The organism is Variovorax sp. dw_308 (assembly GCF_019207085.1).
Classification (GTDB): domain Bacteria; phylum Pseudomonadota; class Gammaproteobacteria; order Burkholderiales; family Burkholderiaceae_C; genus Variovorax.
Map to the genome: position 1 here is coordinate 68,315 of NZ_JAATOM010000005.1, position 16,734 is coordinate 85,048.

The window sequence follows — 16,734 nt, forward strand, 5'->3', positions numbered from 1 at the left end:
AGCCGTCGCGGATCAGTAGAAGCGGTAGTTGAGCGACAGCGTGGCGGAGGTGCCGGAGCCCGGCACCGCGCGACCGCCGTCGGACGGGATCAGCGCGTCGTAATAGTACTTGTTGGTCAGGTTGTAGACGTTCAGCCGCACGTCGTACTTGGGCTGGTGGTAGGCGACCATCGCATCGAAGCGCGTGTAGCCCGGCACTTGGACCAGGTCGGTGTTGTTGGCATAGCGCTTCGAGCTGGCGGTAGCGCCGAGGCCGGCTTCCCATTCGGGGGTGAAGGCATAGGTGGTCCACAGGCTGGCCGCATTCTTCGGCGTGTTGGCCGGCGTCTTGCCCTGCGTGCCCGGCGCGATGCCGTCGATGATGGTGCCGTCGAGGTAGGTCCAGGCGCCGAACAGCTGGAGCTTGTCGGTGACGCGTCCGGCCACGCCGGCACGCGCGCCGTTCACGCGCACGGTGCCAGTGGCGGTGTAGGTGCCGTCGTTGTTCTGCGAGCGCGCATTGGTCTGCGTGATCTGGAACGCCGCTGCGCTCAGCGACACCTTGCCGTCGTTCAGGTCCCACTTGCCGCCGGCTTCGTACGACTTGTTTTCCTGCGGCGGCAGGGGTTGCGTGCCGCCCGTGGTCGCGACCAGCTGTTCGAGCGACGGGTTGAAGGAGGTGCTGTACGACACGTAGTACGACTGGGCGGGCGTAGGCTGCCAGATGGCGCCGGCGCGCACGCTGGTGAAGTCCACGGTCTGCTTTTCGTAGCCGAGCGTGGTGGCGGATGTGACCGTGTTCGCCACATCGGCCTTGAAGTGGTCCTGGCGCACGCCCGCGACCAGCTTCCATTGCGGGCTGAGTTCGATGGTGTCGTTGATGTAGGCGGCGACGGTATCGCCTGTCGCCGTCGCCAGGTTGCCGGGCAGGCTGGGCGCGTTGGCGGGCGAATCGATCTCGATCGGGTTGGCGAGCGGCGTGCAGGACGCATAGCCGCTGGTGCCGCCGGCCGGATTCAGGGCCGAGCGGCCGCAGGTGCCGTTGCGGTAGTAGGCCTGGTTGCGGTAGCTGTCGTGGCCCAGCTCGAGGCCAGCCAGCAGGCTGTGCTTGATCGAGCCGGTGTCGAACTTCGTGCTGAGCTCGGTCAGATTGAACAGCGACCTGTCGTTGATCACGCGGTCGTGACTCTGCTGGCGCACCCACAGCTGCTCGATCGGCAGCGCGCTGATCAATGGCAAGGGCACGGCAGTGGTGCCGGTGGTTCCGGCGACATACGCACCGTTGACGATGCGGCCGATGTTCTGCGGTGCGGTTTCGCGCGCATCGGTGGTGACGTCGTTGAACTGCGTCTGGTTGCGGATGCGTGTGTCCGCGGTGATCTTGTGATCGATCAGCGCCCCGAAGGCGCCGATGTCGGAGATGGTGCGGTCGTCGCCGAAGCCGTAGGCGTTGTTGCGATCGACCTTGGCAGGCCGGCCGTTGAGCGGCGGCACGCCGTAGTCGGGCATGTCGCGGTTGTGCTGCACCAGGGCAGACAGCGTGACCTGCGTCGGCGTGTTGATGCCGAATTTGAGGACGGGCGCGATGCCCCCGTCCTGCAGCTTGGTCTGGTCGCGGGTGGTGGCATCGCCGTACTGCGCCATGCCGGAGACGCGGAACGCCGAGGTCTCCGACAGCGGCTGGTTGACGTCGACGGTGGTGCGGACCAGTCCCGTGGTGCTGGCGGACACCGAAGCTTCTGCCGCCGCGGTGAGCGAAGGCCGCTTGGTGACCTGGTTGATCACGCCGCCCGTCGAGCCGCGCCCGAACAGCATCGACGACGGCCCCATCAGCACTTCGACGGCGTCCAGCGCGAACACGTCGCGGTAGTACTGGGCGCGGTCGCGCGCGCCGTCGAGATAGATGTCGGTGCGCGCCGAGAAGCCGTTGAGATTGATGTTGGTGCCGATCTGTCCGCCTTCGGCGCCGCCGATGGTGAGGCCCGGCACGTTGCGCAGGGCGCTGGCCAGCGAAGTGGAGCCCTGCGATTGCATCAGCGCCTGGTTGATCACGGTGATCGATTGCGGGATGTCGTGCGGATCGCCGCCAGCCCGGTCGATGGACAACGCGCTCGGTGGGCTGAAGCTGCCCTTGTCGTCGGTGACGGGCACCTGGATCTCGCGCAAGGTCGCCGGCTGGCTGGTGCCGGGGGCTGCGGTAGCGGGCGCCGCGGGCGGGGTCGGTGCTTGCTGGGCGGCGGCGCCGGAACAGGCGGCCACGGCGAACAGGCCGGTCAGGCCGAGAGCCAACGGCGTCCGTCGGGCGGCCGGGCGTTGCTTGCGATTCATGGGGTCTTCTCCTGGGGAAAGGCAGCGCCTGCAATGGCTCCTGCAGGCGCTGCGGACGCGCGAGCACGGCGCGCTGTCGCTGCAAATGGTAGCTGCGAATCACTCGTATTTGCGTTTGATTTGGCAAGCGTGCGATGGGCACGACAGATCTGAAAATCTTCGTCTCAAGTCAGCTTCCGCACAGGTTCATCCCTGCGTCCTCGCGAGCGATAGCGTTGAGCAGTGAAGCCCGCACGCCCTTGAATCCGGCGTGGATTCGCCCGCGTACTGGAAGCAAGCGCAATGCGCCCCCGCGCTGTTGGCGGTTTCCACAGATGCCTTGTCTCATCCAACCTTCCAGGAGCTTCCCAATGAAAAAACTCATGATTGCCGTCGGCGTTTCAGTCCTGCTCAGCGCTTGCGCGGGCGGCATGGGCGCGGGCAACACCGGCATGGCCGGCGCCACCGCCATGGCGAACCCGATGGTCGGCGGCGCAGCGATGTATCCGACCAAGGACATCGTCGACAACGCCGTCAACTCGAAGGACCACACGACGCTGGTCGCCGCCGTCAAGGCCGCCGGCCTCGTCGACACGCTCAAGAGCCCGGGCCCCTTCACCGTGTTTGCGCCCACCAACGAAGCCTTCGCCGCGTTGCCGCCGGGCACCGTCGACACGCTGCTCAAGCCCGAGAACAAGTCAACGCTGACCAAGGTGCTGACCTATCACGTGGTGCCCGGCAAGATGGACGGCCCCGCCCTGATGAGCGCCATCGCGGCAGGCGGTGGCAAGGCCATGCTGAAGACCGCCAGCGGCGGCACGCTCACCGCGACGATGAGCGGCAGCAAGGTGATGGTGACCGACGCCAAGGGCGGCACCGCCACGGTGAGCATTGCCAACGTCTACCAGTCGAACGGCGTGATCCACGTCGTCGACAAGGTGCTGCTGCCGGGTTGAGCGGAGCGGGGGTTGCGCAGCTTCGCTATGCGTCGTCCGCGTTGGGCGGCATCAGCGCCGCCAGCGCGGACGCACTGCCAGCCTCCGGCACCGGCGCCGCGTCCAGTGACGCACCCGCGTCCTGCGCCGGCCCGAGACGCGCCGCCAGTCGGAACGCGACCACCATCGCGAGCGTGCCGAAGATGGCCGCACCCGCCGCCTGCCCCACCAGCACGCCGGCCGGCCCGTAGTGCGAACCGATCCATGCGAAGGGAATGGTGCCGAGCGTGGCGCGTGCCCAGTTGAACCCGGTCGACAGCAGCGGCCGGCCGAGATTGTTGAACGCCGCGTTGGCCACGAACAGCGCGCCCACGAAGAAGAAGCCCGCGGCAATCCACGAGCAATACGCATGGATCAGCGCCGCCGCCGGGCCTTCGGCGGAGAAGGCCCACACGATCAGCGACTGCCCCAGCGCGAGCAACAGCCAGGCCGCGCCCACTGCAAAGACCATGAACAGCAAGCTGGCGCGCAACGCCACGCGCACGCGCCGGAATTGCCCCGCGCCAAGGTTCTGCGCAAGGATCGGCCCGACCGCGCCACTCAGCGAATACACCAGCCCGAAAGCGACCGGCGTCATGCGGTCGATGATGGCCTGCCCCGCGACCGCCGACGCGCCGAACTGCGCGATCGAGTGCGTCACGAAGGCCGCGCCGACGGGCGTTGCAAGGTTGGTCAGCACACCGGGGCCGGCCACGCCCATCAGCAACCGCGCATCGGCACGCAGCCGCCCGGGATCGAAGCGCGCCAGCAGATGGTGCCGCACGACCACACCGCGCATGCCGACCGCCGCCAGCATGCAGCGCGACACCACCGACGCGGTTGCCGCGCCCTCCACCCCCATGCCCAGGCCGAAGATCAGGATCGGATCGAGCACCGCGGTGGCGACTGCGGCACCGAGCGTCACCATCATCGCGCGCCGCGCATCGCCCACGGAGCGCAGCAGGGCTGCGCAGGCCATGCCGACGCCGAGCAGGGGCATCGACATCACGGTGATCGCAAGGTAGCGGGCCGCATACCGCTCGGTATCACCTGTGGCGCCGAGCGCACGCAGCAGCGGGTGCAGGAACATCAGCGTGACGATGCCTACGCAAGCCGTGACCGCGACCATCAGCACGAGGCTGGATGTCGCGATGCAGCGCGCATCGGCGCGACGGCCCGCACCGATCGCGCGCGCCACCACCGCCGTGATGCCGATGGTCACGCCGATGCACACCGATGTATGAAAGAAACCGACGACGCCTGCAAAGCCGACGGCAGCGGCTATTTCCTTTTCGCCGAGACGCGAGATGTAGAACAGGTTGATCAGGTCGACGACGAAGACCGCGATGAGCCCGACTGCCGCGGTGGTCGACATGACGCAAACATGCTTTATCAACGACCCTGTAACGAAACGTGGTTTGTCGGTGTCGTGTGTGGTCATGGGGCGAGCCATTTTGCGTGCGGGCGAGGTGCTCACTATCATCGCGCGCACATGTTCTTTCCCCTACTTTTGAAGCGGCTGCGCATCGTTCACCTCGAGCCATCGGAGACAGACCACCAGCAGATGTGCGACGCCCTCGGACTCAACCAATCGAGTCCGCTGATCGAGCGCGTGGAGACGCTGGAACGCTTCAGGCAACGGCTGATCGACGCGCCATGCGACGTGGTCGTGTCCGCCTATCGCCTCGATGGCTTCAGCGCGATGGATGCCTGGGAAGTCCTGCTGGGCACGCCCGGACGGCAGCCCGTGTTCATCGTGTTGTCGCGTTCGGCGAGCGAGGCCGAGGCCATCGACGCGGTGCGGCGCGGCGCCTGCGATTTCGTGCGCAAGAACGCGCTGCCGCAACTGGCCCGCGTGATGGTGCGCGCGCTGGACGCGAGCCGCATCCGCACCACGAAGGAAGATTCGCAAGCCGAGCTGGCGGGCTCCGTCGAGCGATCGACAGAACTCAACGACGACCTTCGCAGGTGCATCGAGGAGGAGCGCCAGGCGATCGCGCGCGAGGTGCAGGACGACATCGGCGGTTCGCTCGCGGCGCTGAAGTCCGACCTCGGCTGGATCGGCCGGCAAGCGAAAGAGCCGGGCGTGCTCGACCATGTCAATGCCGCCACCGAGATGCTGCAACACGCCATCGGCGCCAGCCAGCGCATCGTGCAGGACCTGCGTCCGCCGGTGCTGGAGCGCGGCATCGTGGCGGCAGTCGATTGGCTGGCGGATTCATTCGAGCGCCGCACCGGCGTCAAGACCGCGTTCACGAGCACGCATGAAGTCATCCATGCACCGGAGGATGTGCAGCTCGTGGCCTATCGCACCGCGCAGGCGGCGCTGACCACCATTGCCAGGCATGCCGCGTGCAGCGAGGTGCGCATCGAGCTGTCGGATGGCGAGAACATGCTGACCCTGGAGATCACCGACAACGGCCGCGGGCTGACGCGGGCTGAACTCGAGAAGCCGCGGGCCTTCCACGGGCTGGGCGCACGCGCCCGCACCGTCGACGGCCGGCTGGACATCAGCAACGACGGCGGCGGCGCGGGGACGTCCATCATCCTCTCGGTGCCGCTGGCGCCGGTGGAAGGCAGCCTGAAGACCGCACGGCTGCAGACCTGAGGGAGTCGTCCGGCAAATAGCCGCACACAGCCATTTGCCGGCCCCCACCCGGCCGAACGATCGACCCCGCGCATCGCCCCATCCCTCCCATCCGCGAGGGAGCAAAGCGGCGTGCACGGCCTGTCGCGGATGGACCGCGGCACTTCATTTGGCCGAGAATTCAATTTCTTACAAATGGAGTGCCGACAACATGAACCCGAGGACGATCCCTTTTCCCGCGCTGGCCTTGACGGCCGCCGTTGCGCTGCTTGCCGCGGGCTGCTCATCCACCGCCAACAAATCTGCGGATTCGGGCGCGCCAGCGCAAGCCACTGCAGCGCCGCCCGCGCCGCCTCCCAAGCCCATGATCGAGGGGATGGGCTACGACGAGTTGGCCGGCGTGCTGGGCGATGGCGCAGGCAAGGGCCTCAAGCAGGATCTCGTCGGCAAGACCGTCACGCTGTCGCTGTCGAAGCCCAGCGGGCGCGGCGCACCGGCGGGCACCTACGTGGTGAGCGATGGTGACTCGACCTACTTCCGCTGCCGCGCCGTCGGCGGAGGCTTCAGCGGCGGCGAGGTGGTGACAAAGATTCGCGACTACCGCTACGTCGCCAAGCCGCTGCAACGCATCGTCGACCTCGACCGATGCGCCGTGGCCGCCTCGGCCGAACCGGCGCGGCCGGCTGCGGCCGCGACAACTGCGGCTGCTGCACCCGCGGCATCCAGCGGCGGCGCAGGCACCGTCGGCGCCGGCAAGCCCGGCATGGATGCGCGCGGCAATGTCGTCGACTCCTCCAAGGTCGAGGCCGGCAGCGGCCGCACCGTGAAGGGCCTCAACGACTACGAGGGCGAGATCACCGGCAACCCCGGACCTGGCAGCAAGTTCACACGCTTGCAGATCGGCATGCCGACGCGGCAAGTGACTGACCTGATCGGCCCGCCCACGGACCAAGGCGTCTACGTGACCGGCAAGGCCTTCATCCCGTTCTACTTCGGCAGCGACCGCCACCGCTACGAGATGACCTACAAGGGCCAAGGTCGCCTGGTGTTCGCCGGCGGCGGCATGGGCGATTACTCGAGCGGCAACCTGATCTGGATCATCCATAACCCGAACGAAGCCGGGTACCGCTGAACAGGGTCAGTACGCGTTCTGGTAGCGCTCCACCTGGCAGTCGAAGGAGCCGGGGTTGGTCTGGCAGACCCCATAGCCGCCGGGCGGTGGGGTGCCGCAGCCGGCGAGCACGCACAGGAGCATTGCGCTTATCCACTTGACCATGAATCCTCCGCCGGCAAAGTTGCCTTGCGACTGTACCGGCAGTGCGATGCAAGTGCGGATGATTTCTTCTGGATGGCAAAGCCACATCGACCTGAGACGCCGGACCTCCACTGATTTGGGGATGGGCTCTTCCGCGCGGCGCCGATAGAGTCGATCGAGTCGTCGCAAAGGAATCTGGCCCATGACCACCGAAGCCGAATCCGCGCCCACCAAGGCAAGAGTCGCCGCAGCGGCAGCGCCACGCGAGACCGCCGATGCAGCACGGGCGGACCGGGAGGGCCGCGCGTTGCGGATGGCCGAGGCGCTGGACATCGAGAGACGCGTGCTCGATCGCGAGCATCCGGTGCACGCCACGGTGGCCTTCGAGCAAATGCGCAACGCGCTGCCGACGGGCGACGATGCACCGCCTCGGGCAAGGGGTACGGTCGGGCTCGCCTTGTCGGGTGGCGGCATTCGCAGCGCGACCTTCGGACTGGGCGTGCTGCAGGCGCTGGCCGCCCGCGGAAAGCTCGGTGCCTTCGACTACCTCTCCACCGTCTCCGGCGGCGGCTACATCGGCAGTTGGCTCAGCGCCTGGATCCATCGCGCCGGCCTGGCCGAGGTGCAGGCGCAACTCGGCGAATTCGGCAGCGTCAACAGCAAGGGATCGCCGACGTCGGCCGAGCCCGGCGAGGTGAGCTGGCTGCGCCGCTACAGCAACTACCTCGCGCCGCGCACGGGCCTCCTGTCGTACGACACGCTGACCTTGATCACGACCTGGTTGCGCAACGTCACACTGAACGCGGTGGTGCTGGTCGGCTTTCTCTGCGCGGTGCTGGCCCTGCCCTTCCTGCTGCTGGCGCTGATGCGCTTCGGCGAGGCCAACTACGTCAACTTCGGCTTCGCGGCGGCATGGTGGGGCATCGTCTTCTTCAGCATGATCGGCTACAACCTCTGGCAGCAGAGCATGCGGTCCAAGCGCAAGCGCAACTGGGTGATCTCCACGCCGGGCGTGGTGTCGACGGTGGTGCTGCCCGGCGTGATGACCTGTTGTTGCGCCGCGATCTGGCTGGGCGATCCGGCGCAACAGACGATGCCGATCAACCTCAATGCCGGCGCGATCGTCGCCAGCCTGCTGGCGCTCATGTTCCTGGGCTGGGCGCTGGCGGAAATCCTGCTCAAGCCGAAGACTGTCCAGCTGAGCCGGTCTGAATTCTGGGTGATGTCGGGCGCCGGCGTGGTGGGTTTCGCGGCCGGGGCGCTGGCGCTCGCGGGGCTCTATCTCGGCTGGCGCGCGCTGCTTGCCAACAACACGGTGAACCAGGCCGAGATCCTCTTGCTGCTGCTGGGCCCGCCCAGCCTGGTGTTCGCCTTCGCCGTGGCCACGACGGTCTTCACCGGCATGGTCGGCCGTGCGTACTTCGAGCGCAGCCGGGAATGGTGGAGCCGGCTCAATGCGTGGCTGCTGTCCTTCGGCACCGCCTGGGCCATATGGATCGGCCTGGCATTCTTCTCATTGCCGCTGCTCGTGTGGATGCATTCGCAGATCGGCAACTGGGTGGCGCTGCTGGGCACCGGCTGGATCGGCAGCCTGCTCGCGTCCGTCCTGTTCAAGAAGCCAGAGACCAAGTCGAAGCAGTTCGCACTGAAAGTCGACAGCATCCTCAACATCGCGGCCGGGATCTTCATCGTGGGATTGCTGGTGGTGCTTTCGGCGCTGGTGGCGCAAGGATTCCTGCTGCTGTCGGACCAGCAGCCCGACGTGTCCCGGCTGCCGTTCGAGGCCGCGAAGGCCGCCTATGAAGTCACGGATGCAGGGCAGCAACTGGCCTACACCGTGGTCGCGAAGCCCGAACCGAGTCACTCGCTCGCGGTGACGACGCAGGCCTACCTGGCGGCCTTCTACGACATCCGGAGGACCCCGCTGCGGCTGCCATTCATGGTCGATGGAGTGGATGTCGAACTGACCGTGCCGGCAGCCACGTTGCTGTGCCTGGTCTTGCTCGTCCTGCTGTTCGGATGGCGCGTGGACGTCAACAAGTTCTCGCTGCACAACATGTACAAGAACCGGCTCATCCGCTGCTACCTGGGCGCGAGCAACCAGAGCGTGCGCAACGAGCAGCCCTTCACCGGACTGGACGATGCGGACGACCTGCCGCTGTCGACGCTGGGCGGCGCGGTGGACAAGTTCGAGCCGATGACGACCACCGTGCCCGCCCAGCGCCCGATGCAGATCATCAATGCCACGCTGAACCTCACGCAGGGCAACAACCTCGCGTGGCAGGAGCGCAAGGCCGCGTCGTTCAGCTTCACGCCCGTCCTGTGCGGCTTCTCGCTGGAACGCACGCAAGGCGATTCCACGGCCATGGACAACCGGGCCAGCGGGGAGATCCCCGGCTACCGGCTCACGGTGGACTACGGCGTGCGCAAGCACGAGGATCCGGACGACGAGGAAAAGGGCTTCACCCTCGGCATGGCGCTGGCCACCTCCGGTGCGGCGCTGAGCCCGAACATGGGCCATGCCAGCCGGCCAGTCCGGGCCTTCGTGCTGACGCTGTTCAACGTGCGCCTGGGCCGCTGGAGCGCCAACCCGGCCGGCGACAAATGGCACAAGCCGAGCCCCGCCTTCGGCCTGGTGCCGCTGCTGCAGGAGCTGTTCGGCTACAGCAACGAGCGCAGCAACTTCGTCTACCTCTCGGACGGCGGGCACTTCGACAACCTCGGCATCTACGAGCTGGTGCGCCGCCGCTGCGGGACCATCTTCGCGGTGGACGCGGGCGCGGATCCGGAACGCAAGATGGACGACCTGGCGGAGACCATTCGCAAGTGCCGCATCGACCTCGGCGTCGAGATCGAGATGCCCGAACTGCCATGGCTGCAAGCCAACGAGAACGGGCTGGCGCAACAGGGCTACGCACGGGGCGTCATCCGCTATGACCTCGACGATCGAGACCAGGACGGCATGCTGATTCTTCTCAAGCCGACCCTGACGCGCGCACGCACCGAGCCCGTGGACGTCCTCAACTACGCGCGCCTGAATCCGCCCTTCCCGCAACAGACCACCGCGGACCAGTTCTTCGACGAGAGCCAGTTCGAGAGCTACCGGCGCCTGGGCCTCGGCATCGCCGAGGAATGCCTGACGCAGTACGGCGGACGGCTCCTGAATCTGACCGATGGCCTGCCCGCCGCCCCGCCGGAGCAGCTCGGCGAGGGGCCGGCCTGGTCAACCCGCTTCGTCGGGTTCCTGGCCACGCTCCTCGGGCGCCCGCGCAAGCCGTTCCCGCCACGGGATGGCGTGCTGGCGGACATGCATGTCGGCTTCCTGTTCATGATGTCCGCGGGGTTCATCCTGTTCTACGTGTTCGACGCGTACGTCCTGGGCATGTCCAGCCACGGGTGCCACACGCTCGCGGGATGCCAGGCCTCCCTGCAAGAGCTCGTTGCCGCCAGCCGGGCATCGCCAAAATGGTTCCTCGCCCGCGCCTTTGCCGACGATGTGTTCGTGCTGATCTACTCCGCCACGCTGATCAGCGGCTACCTGGTGGCGCTGGCGCATGCGCGCCGCACACGACTGTGGCTGGGCTTGCTGTTCCTGCTGGTGCTGCTGGGTGCCGGCGCCGACCTGACGGAGAACGCCGTGCAGATGAGCTGGACCCAGGAGACGACGCCCTCGGCTTTGTCACCCGACCTTGCGCCGGTGACCCTGGCCAAGTTCGTGCTGGTGTCGGTGGCATTGGTGATCCTGTTCGTCATGGAGCTCTGGATCGTGCCGGTGCTTCGGCGCAGATGGAGATAGCGCCCGCCGTTGCCATGCGCGTGGCGCGCGGATGGCGCAACAGGATCAGGCCGGCCCGGCCTCCGCCTCCGCCCGCAGCCACTGCACGAAGTCCTGCGCATCGCGATTGCCCGCGGCGCGCACCGACGTGTCGATGAAGTAGCCGCGCCGCGAGGCCGCACCCTCGCCGAAGGGCGCGACCAGGCGGCCGTCCTGCAGCAGTTCGCGCAGCAAGGGCATGCGGCCGATCACCACGCCCTGGCCCGCCACCGCGGCCGCCACCGCATCGGTGTAGTGCGAGAAGCGCAGCACGCTCTTCATGCGCAAGCCGGCCAGGCCCATCACCTGAAGCCAGGGCTCCCAGTCGACCGTGGGCGCCTCGTGGTGGTTGGGCGCATCGATGGTCAGCAGGGTCTGGTTGTCGAGGTCGGCTGGCGTGCGCAGCACGGCCGCCAGGGATGGCGCGCACACCGGCATCACCGACTCCTCGAACAGCGCCGCGCCGTTGCCGCGCGAAATCGGCACGAAGCGCACGGCCAGGTCGAGGCGGCTGCGATCCAGGTCCAGCACGTCCAGCGTGGCCGACACGCGCACGTCGACCTGCGGATGCGCCGCCGTGAAATGCGCCAGCCGCGGGATCAGCCAGAGCGAGGCGAAGCCCGGCGTGCAGGTGATCGCCACCTCGCGCGCCACGGGCGCGGAACGCACGCGCGCGGTGGCGTCGCGCAGCCGCTCCAGGCTGTCGACCACCGCGCGCTGCAGCACGACGCCGGCCTCGGTCAGCGCCAGCGCGCGATGCCTGCGCTCGAACAGCAGCACGCCGAGGCTGCCTTCGAGCTGCTGCACCTGCCGGCTGACGGCCGATTGCGTCAGCGAGACCTCTGCTGCGGCCTCGGTGAAGCTCAACCGGCGCGCGGCGGCCTCGAAGCTTCGCAGCAGTTCCAGCGGCGGCAGGTCGTCTTGGCGATTGGCGGGTTTCACATTCTCTGGATGCATGCAACGAGTTCCTATTCATCGTGTGCAATTGACAGGCACGCCCACTATATTCATTCTCACCACGAATGTGAAAGGGCCACCATGAACAAGCACTCCGCCAACCTCAGCGCCACGGTATCGTCCGCCTTCCAGATGGGGCTGCCGGCCCACGCGGTCTACAGCGTGGGCGACGCATCGGACGTGCGCATCAGCTGCCGCAGCGGCTCGGTGTGGATCACGCTCGACGACGATCCGGTGGACACCGTGCTGACGCCCGGCGAGCAGTTCACGACGACGCTGCACCGGCGTGCGCTGGTGTCTGCGCTGGAAGCCTCCTGCATCGCGGTCGCGCCCGCAACGGAGCGCAAGCTTGCGACACAGGCCGCGCCACATCGCACCCCGGCCTTGCACCTGCGCGACTTCCTGCCTGCGCGGTCCTGGCAAGGGGCTTGATCAGCGGCGCTTGAGCAGTGCGGCGATGTCGGCCCGGCCCGCGGCCTTGGCCAGGTCGTAGGGTGTCTCGCCGCGCGTGTCCGCAATGGCGGGATCGGCGCCGCTGGCCAACAGCACCTTCACGACCGCGGCATTGGACTTGCCCTGCACCGCGACATGCAGCGGCGTCCAGCCGAGGTAGTCGCCGCGTGCGTTGGGATTGGCGCCCTGCCGCGCCAGCAGTTCCACGATGACCGGCGAACCGGCCTGCACGGCCGTGTGGATCGGGTACCAGCCTTCGCCGCTCTTCAATCGCGGGTCCGCGCCGCAGCGGATCATGGCCTGCACTTGCGAGAAGTCCCTGGCTGCCACGGCGCGCGACAGCGGCGTGTCGCCGGTGGCTTCGCTGGCCTCGTTGGCTTGGCTGGCGATGCCCGCGCACGCTGGCATGGCGGGGGCGGCGGAGGCGGTGGATGCGGTGGCCGAGGCAACGGGCTCTGCCGCGCCGGCGGCTCCGGCTGCGCCGATGAGCAAGCCCGCGGCCAGCACGACGGCAGTCGCCTTGCATGAATGCATGTGCGTGTGGTGGTCTCCCTGACTGTTTCTTTTTCTGCAGTGGCCGCCTGCCCGGCATGCCCGCCTGCATCGCAGGTGGCGCCAGCAGGCGCCGCAAGCAGGTTACCAGCGCCGCCTCAGTCGCCGGACACGGGCGGCATCGGCATCGGCTTGCGCCGCACGGAATCCACAGATATCGCACGCCTCTGCCGATGGGCTTGCCCCGCGCCATGTCACCCGTGCGACGCGGGTTCATACCGAGTTGACCTCGCGCCTGCGCCGCCCAAGATCAAAGGCGGCGCCATCGCGCCCGGCCATCCGCCAGGCGCCTCCGGCATGAAGCGCATGACGACTCTCGTCAACGCCCTCGGCCGGCGCGCCAGGCCCCAAGCCCTGCAGACCATGCGCCAAGGTGGCAGCATGGCCAACGTGACCCTTTTGGAAAGACCCTGAACCATGTCATTCGTTTTGTATGAAGTCGAGAACAGCGTTGCGACGATCACGCTGAACCTGCCCTCCAAGCTCAATCCGATCGCGCGCGACTTGCAGCATGAATTGCGCGATGCGTTGGCCCACGTGAACGCGGACAAGGGCGTGCGAGCCGTGGTGCTGACCGGCGCCGGCAAGGCCTTCTGCGTCGGCGCCGACCTGAGCGCGATGAACCCGCCGGAGGAAGGCAAGACGCTCGGCGACCAGACCGCGGAGTGGATGCAGTCGCTGAGCAACAAGATCATCGCCGGGCTGCGCCAATTGGAGGTGCCGGTGGTCTGCGCGGTGAACGGCCCGGCGGCCGGCGCGGGTGTCGGCCTGGCATTGGCAGGCGACGTGGTGCTGGCGGCACGCAGCGCGTATTTCTATCTTTCGTTCCTGCCCAAGCTCGGCATCGTGCCGGACCTCGGCTGCACCTGGTTCCTGCCTCGCCTCGTCGGCCCGGCCCGCGCACTTGGCATGGCGCTGCTCGACGAGCGCCTGAGCGCCGAGAAGGCCGCGCAATGGGGGCTGATCTGGGCCTGCGTCGATGACGACCTGCTGCTGCTCGAAGCGCAGAAGACGGCGCGGCGCCTTGCGCAATTGCCCGCACACGCGATCCTCGAAGCGCGCAAGGCCTTTGCGGCGAGCGAACGGCACACGCTGGAGGAGCAACTGCACTACGAGAGCGAGCGGCAGCGGGAGTTGCTGATGAAGCCGAGCTTCCGCGAAGGGGTCAATGCGTTCTTGCAGAAGCGGGCGGCGGTGTTCGAGGGACGGTGAGACCGGGGCGCGCGTGCAGCACATCTACAGAGGCACTTAACGATCGCGGTCCATATGACAGCGATTCGGGGGCTACAAAGCGCAGTCTTCGAGAGGACGAATGAGACGGTATTGAACCAAGCCAGTCTGGAGCGCACGCACTACTTGTTGGATACGGCAGGTAGTCACTTTTCACCCTCGGTGCGCGAGACCTTTTTTTGGATCGCATCCAGTGTCGCAAGGTCCACGTCATCCGAAGCCACGGCTTCCGCTCGTCGACGTCGTGCGTCGAACTCGTCATACCGCTCCTGCGCAATGCCCTTCATCTGCTCCGCGCTGACGCGATCATTGAATTCTGGCCCACCGGCGGAACTGGGTGCCACGCGCGCCTTTCACGCGGTAGCCTACGGCCAGGATCATCTCGAGCCGGTAGAGCTTGATTCGGTAGCTCTTGCCGTCGGCGGCAGTTGTCAAGGATTCCTTGACAACTGAACCCGCTGACAGTTCGTCCTCCTGGAGGATGTTGCGCACGTGCAGGCTCACGTTCTGCTTGCTGGTGGCAAAAAGCTCGGCAATTTCGAGCTGAGCCAGTCAGACGCTGCCGCCCTCCGCGCGCAATTGCACGCGGGCCTGGCCGTCGTCGCTTTGATAGAGGATCAGGTCTCCACTCACGCCGTGACCTCCTTCAGCATCGCCGTGGTTTGCTGTTCCAGCGCAGTAATGTCGGCCTCGATGGCTTCCAGCGGGTGTGGCGGCTCGTATTCGTAGAAATGGCGGACGAACGGAATCTCGTACGGACCACGCAAAAGGTTGGCGATGTTCCAGTTGACATCGCCTTGCTGCCTGATGGATTCGGAAGATTTCATTGGGCTTCGATGAACGACGCGGCGGACGGAGGTGTAGCGAGTCATTTTGCTGCAGGCCCGATCGGACGCAGTGGCGGCCATCCCGGGAAACTCGGCGATGCGTGCTTGAGCATGCCTGTACAGGCGCCTGATGCGCCGCCAATGCAGATCGCACAGAGAGAACAGCAGCATTGGAGTTGCGGTGGCCTGCCAGATGCCGGATGCTCGCCCCTTTTCAGGAGACACCGATGATCCCCAAGAACACCGTCTGCGTCTGGTACGACAGCGAAGCCGTCGACGCCGCGAACTTCTACGCCAGGACATTCCCCGACAGCTCCGTCGGCCCCATCATGCGCGCGCCGGGGGACTATCCCAGCGGCAAGGAGGGCGATGTCCTCACGGTCGAATTCACCGTTGCCGGCATCCCCTGCATCGGGCTGAATGGCGGACCGCATTTCAAGCAGACCCAGGCCTTCTCGTTCCAGATCGCGACCGACGACCAGGCCGAGACCGACCGCTTGTGGAACGCGATCGTCGGCAATGGCGGCCAGGAGAGCGAATGCGGCTGGTGCCAGGACCGGTGGGGCGTGTCATGGCAGATCACCCCGCGCGTCCTCACCGAGGCGGTGGCAGGCCCTGATCGCGCAGCGGCCAAGCGTGCGTTCGAGGCAATGATGACCATGCGAAAGATCGACGTCGATGCGATCGAGGCTGCGCGGCGAGGTTGAGGCCGAGGTTGAGGCATCCCCGCGGTGCGAGCAAGGTGCGCAGCAGCGTGCCGACCAGGCACGCGGAATCCCGCCAGACTTGTTACTCCCGCTCCTCGCCCTCGCGGTGCCAGACTGCCTCGCAAGTCGATGTGGCTTTGCCGTTTCGATGGGATCCCCACGGGGGCGGGCGCGGCCCGGCCTGTGGGGCTCACGAGTCAACCGCGAACGATGCGCAGCGCACAGGCTCGCGTCGCGCCGTTCGCCCAACCAGGAGAGTCCAGCCATGACGACATCCACCCAGCCCGAATCGACGACCACCGCAAACCTCGCCATGCACATCCCCTTGGTCGTGTCCCCGCAGGCATGGGAGGCGGCCCGCCAACAGTTGCTCGTGAAGGAAAAAGCCAACACTCGCGCCCGCGATGCCTTGGCCGCCGAACGCAGGCGCATGCCGTGGATGGCCGTGGAGAAGGCCTACACATTCGAAGGGCCGGCCGGCACAGCCAGCCTGCCCGACCTGTTCGACGGCCGGCGCCAGTTGATCGTCTACCGCGCCTTCTTCGAGCCGGGCGTGTTCGGCTGGCCCGACCACGCTTGCCGGGGCTGCTCGATGGTGGCCGACCAGGTCGCCCACGTCGCGCACCTGAACGCGCGCGACACCACCCTGGTCTTCATCTCGCGTGCCCCGCAGGCGGACATCGCTCGGTTGAAGGCGCGCATGGGCTGGGAGGCGATCCCGTGGTTCACCGTCACCGACAGCTTCGATGCCGACTTCGGCGTGGACGAGTGGCACGGCACCAACGTGTTCTTCCGCGATGGCGATCGCATCTACCGCACCTACTTCCTCAACAACCGCGGCGACGAGCAGATGGGCGGCACCTGGAACTACCTCGACATCACGCCGCTCGGCCGGCAGGAGCTGTGGGAGGACTCGCCCGAAGGCTATCCGCAGACGCCGACCTACAAGTGGTGGAACTGGCACGACAACTACGAGGCGGAGAAAGCCGCGCCCGACAGGAAGTGGGTCGAAGTCACGGATGCGGGCGAGGCGGCGTTCCGGGCGCTGGAGACCGCGAGGAAGACCTGAAAACTGCAGGCGGCGTTGGGCGG

The 16,734-nt window shown here is 67.1% G+C and carries 17 protein-coding genes; 9 read left to right on the top strand and 8 right to left on the bottom strand.

The window, feature by feature from the left end:
* Positions 1-12: 12 nt before the first annotated feature.
* Positions 13-2,307 (bottom strand): TonB-dependent siderophore receptor, encoded by a 2,295-nt coding sequence (locus HCU76_RS12375; RefSeq protein WP_218509451.1) that lies wholly within the window; start codon positions 2,305-2,307, stop codon positions 13-15.
* Between the two features lie 350 nt (positions 2,308-2,657).
* On the opposite strand from HCU76_RS12375, the gene HCU76_RS12380 reads away from it, so the two are divergent.
* Positions 2,658-3,242 (top strand): fasciclin domain-containing protein, encoded by a 585-nt coding sequence (locus tag HCU76_RS12380; protein ID WP_218509452.1) that lies wholly within the window; start codon positions 2,658-2,660, stop codon positions 3,240-3,242.
* Between the two features lie 25 nt (positions 3,243-3,267).
* On the opposite strand, the gene HCU76_RS12385 is transcribed toward HCU76_RS12380, so the two are convergent.
* Entirely contained in the window at positions 3,268-4,635 is a 1,368-nt protein-coding gene (locus HCU76_RS12385) for an MATE family efflux transporter (RefSeq protein ID WP_256354154.1), read from the bottom strand.
* A 117-nt stretch (positions 4,636-4,752) separates the two neighbouring features.
* Here HCU76_RS12385 and HCU76_RS12390 point away from each other — a divergent pair, with 117 nt between their 5' ends.
* Together HCU76_RS12390 and HCU76_RS36585 are read left to right on the top strand one after the other, a co-directional pair.
* Positions 4,753-5,868 carry a histidine kinase gene (locus HCU76_RS12390; RefSeq protein WP_218509454.1) on the top strand — a complete coding sequence of 372 codons (1,116 nt, stop codon included), beginning with the start codon at positions 4,753-4,755 and terminating at the stop codon, positions 5,866-5,868.
* 190 nt (positions 5,869-6,058) lie between these two features.
* Complete coding sequence (locus HCU76_RS36585; protein WP_256354155.1) at positions 6,059-6,979, top strand: hypothetical protein; 921 nt, start codon at positions 6,059-6,061, stop codon at positions 6,977-6,979.
* 6 nt (positions 6,980-6,985) lie between these two features.
* Here HCU76_RS36585 and HCU76_RS12400 read toward each other — a convergent pair whose 3' ends face one another.
* Positions 6,986-7,123 (bottom strand): hypothetical protein, encoded by a 138-nt coding sequence (locus HCU76_RS12400; RefSeq protein ID WP_218509455.1) that lies wholly within the window; start codon positions 7,121-7,123, stop codon positions 6,986-6,988.
* Between the two features lie 181 nt (positions 7,124-7,304).
* Here HCU76_RS12400 and HCU76_RS12405 point away from each other — a divergent pair, with 181 nt between their 5' ends.
* On the top strand, positions 7,305-10,898 hold the full coding sequence (locus HCU76_RS12405) for a patatin-like phospholipase family protein (protein ID WP_218509456.1): 3,594 nt from the start codon (positions 7,305-7,307) through the stop codon (positions 10,896-10,898).
* A 45-nt stretch (positions 10,899-10,943) separates the two neighbouring features.
* Here the strand turns inward: HCU76_RS12405 and HCU76_RS12410 are convergent, their stop codons facing one another.
* On the bottom strand, positions 10,944-11,873 hold the full coding sequence (locus HCU76_RS12410; RefSeq protein ID WP_218509457.1) for a LysR substrate-binding domain-containing protein: 930 nt from the start codon (positions 11,871-11,873) through the stop codon (positions 10,944-10,946).
* Positions 11,874-11,954: 81 nt separating this feature from the next.
* Here HCU76_RS12410 and HCU76_RS12415 point away from each other — a divergent pair, with 81 nt between their 5' ends.
* Positions 11,955-12,305, top strand: a complete 351-nt coding sequence (locus tag HCU76_RS12415) for a DUF2917 domain-containing protein (protein ID WP_218509458.1) — start codon at positions 11,955-11,957, stop codon at positions 12,303-12,305.
* On the opposite strand, the gene HCU76_RS12420 is transcribed toward HCU76_RS12415, so the two are convergent.
* Positions 12,306-12,860 carry an ankyrin repeat domain-containing protein gene (locus HCU76_RS12420; protein WP_218509459.1) on the bottom strand — a complete coding sequence of 185 codons (555 nt, stop codon included), beginning with the start codon at positions 12,858-12,860 and terminating at the stop codon, positions 12,306-12,308. It lies immediately after the preceding gene.
* Between HCU76_RS12420 and HCU76_RS37185 the strand changes: the two genes are divergently transcribed.
* Complete coding sequence (locus HCU76_RS37185) at positions 12,855-13,292, top strand: hypothetical protein (protein WP_218509460.1); 438 nt, start codon at positions 12,855-12,857, stop codon at positions 13,290-13,292. The two genes, HCU76_RS12420 and HCU76_RS37185, sit on opposite strands and share 6 nt — an antisense overlap.
* 3 nt (positions 13,293-13,295) lie before the next feature.
* Positions 13,296-14,090: an enoyl-CoA hydratase-related protein gene (locus tag HCU76_RS12430; RefSeq protein WP_218509461.1), complete on the top strand. Its 795-nt coding sequence runs from the start codon at positions 13,296-13,298 to the stop codon at positions 14,088-14,090.
* Between the two features lie 164 nt (positions 14,091-14,254).
* On the opposite strand, the gene HCU76_RS12435 is transcribed toward HCU76_RS12430, so the two are convergent.
* The 3 genes from HCU76_RS12435 to HCU76_RS12445 all read right to left on the bottom strand — a co-directional run bounded on the left by HCU76_RS12435 (position 14,255) and on the right by HCU76_RS12445 (position 15,106).
* Positions 14,255-14,452 carry a hypothetical protein gene (locus HCU76_RS12435; protein ID WP_218509714.1) on the bottom strand — a complete coding sequence of 66 codons (198 nt, stop codon included), beginning with the start codon at positions 14,450-14,452 and terminating at the stop codon, positions 14,255-14,257.
* Entirely contained in the window at positions 14,415-14,600 is a 186-nt protein-coding gene (rhuM, locus tag HCU76_RS36595; RefSeq protein WP_371319806.1) for a RhuM family protein, read from the bottom strand. The genes HCU76_RS12435 and rhuM overlap by 38 nt, the downstream gene beginning before the upstream one ends.
* A gap of 137 nt (positions 14,601-14,737) precedes the next feature.
* Positions 14,738-15,106 carry a hypothetical protein gene (locus tag HCU76_RS12445; RefSeq protein WP_218509462.1) on the bottom strand — a complete coding sequence of 123 codons (369 nt, stop codon included), beginning with the start codon at positions 15,104-15,106 and terminating at the stop codon, positions 14,738-14,740.
* Between the two features lie 56 nt (positions 15,107-15,162).
* Here HCU76_RS12445 and HCU76_RS12450 point away from each other — a divergent pair, with 56 nt between their 5' ends.
* Together HCU76_RS12450 and HCU76_RS12455 are read left to right on the top strand one after the other, a co-directional pair.
* Positions 15,163-15,642, top strand: a complete 480-nt coding sequence (locus HCU76_RS12450) for a VOC family protein (RefSeq protein WP_218509463.1) — start codon at positions 15,163-15,165, stop codon at positions 15,640-15,642.
* Positions 15,643-15,907: 265 nt separating this feature from the next.
* Positions 15,908-16,711 (top strand): DUF899 domain-containing protein, encoded by an 804-nt coding sequence (locus HCU76_RS12455; protein ID WP_371319807.1) that lies wholly within the window; start codon positions 15,908-15,910, stop codon positions 16,709-16,711.
* Positions 16,712-16,734 lie beyond the last annotated feature (23 nt).

Coding starts and splice junctions, on each gene's coding strand:
- HCU76_RS12375 (WP_218509451.1), bottom strand. CDS start 2,307: ATGAATCGCAAGCAACGCCCGGCCGCCCGACGGACGCCGTTGGCTCTC.
- HCU76_RS12380 (WP_218509452.1), top strand. CDS start 2,658: ATGAAAAAACTCATGATTGCCGTCGGCGTTTCAGTCCTGCTCAGCGCT.
- HCU76_RS12385 (WP_256354154.1), bottom strand. CDS start 4,635: ATGTCGACCACCGCGGCAGTCGGGCTCATCGCGGTCTTCGTCGTCGAC.
- HCU76_RS12390 (WP_218509454.1), top strand. CDS start 4,753: ATGTTCTTTCCCCTACTTTTGAAGCGGCTGCGCATCGTTCACCTCGAG.
- HCU76_RS36585 (WP_256354155.1), top strand. CDS start 6,059: ATGAACCCGAGGACGATCCCTTTTCCCGCGCTGGCCTTGACGGCCGCC.
- HCU76_RS12400 (WP_218509455.1), bottom strand. CDS start 7,123: ATGGTCAAGTGGATAAGCGCAATGCTCCTGTGCGTGCTCGCCGGCTGC.
- HCU76_RS12405 (WP_218509456.1), top strand. CDS start 7,305: ATGACCACCGAAGCCGAATCCGCGCCCACCAAGGCAAGAGTCGCCGCA.
- HCU76_RS12410 (WP_218509457.1), bottom strand. CDS start 11,873: ATGCATCCAGAGAATGTGAAACCCGCCAATCGCCAAGACGACCTGCCG.
- HCU76_RS12415 (WP_218509458.1), top strand. CDS start 11,955: ATGAACAAGCACTCCGCCAACCTCAGCGCCACGGTATCGTCCGCCTTC.
- HCU76_RS37185 (WP_218509460.1), top strand. CDS start 12,855: ATGCATGTGCGTGTGGTGGTCTCCCTGACTGTTTCTTTTTCTGCAGTG.
- HCU76_RS12420 (WP_218509459.1), bottom strand. CDS start 12,860: ATGCATTCATGCAAGGCGACTGCCGTCGTGCTGGCCGCGGGCTTGCTC.
- HCU76_RS12430 (WP_218509461.1), top strand. CDS start 13,296: ATGTCATTCGTTTTGTATGAAGTCGAGAACAGCGTTGCGACGATCACG.
- HCU76_RS12445 (WP_218509462.1), bottom strand. CDS start 15,106: ATGCTGCTGTTCTCTCTGTGCGATCTGCATTGGCGGCGCATCAGGCGC.
- HCU76_RS12450 (WP_218509463.1), top strand. CDS start 15,163: ATGATCCCCAAGAACACCGTCTGCGTCTGGTACGACAGCGAAGCCGTC.
- HCU76_RS12455 (WP_371319807.1), top strand. CDS start 15,908: ATGACGACATCCACCCAGCCCGAATCGACGACCACCGCAAACCTCGCC.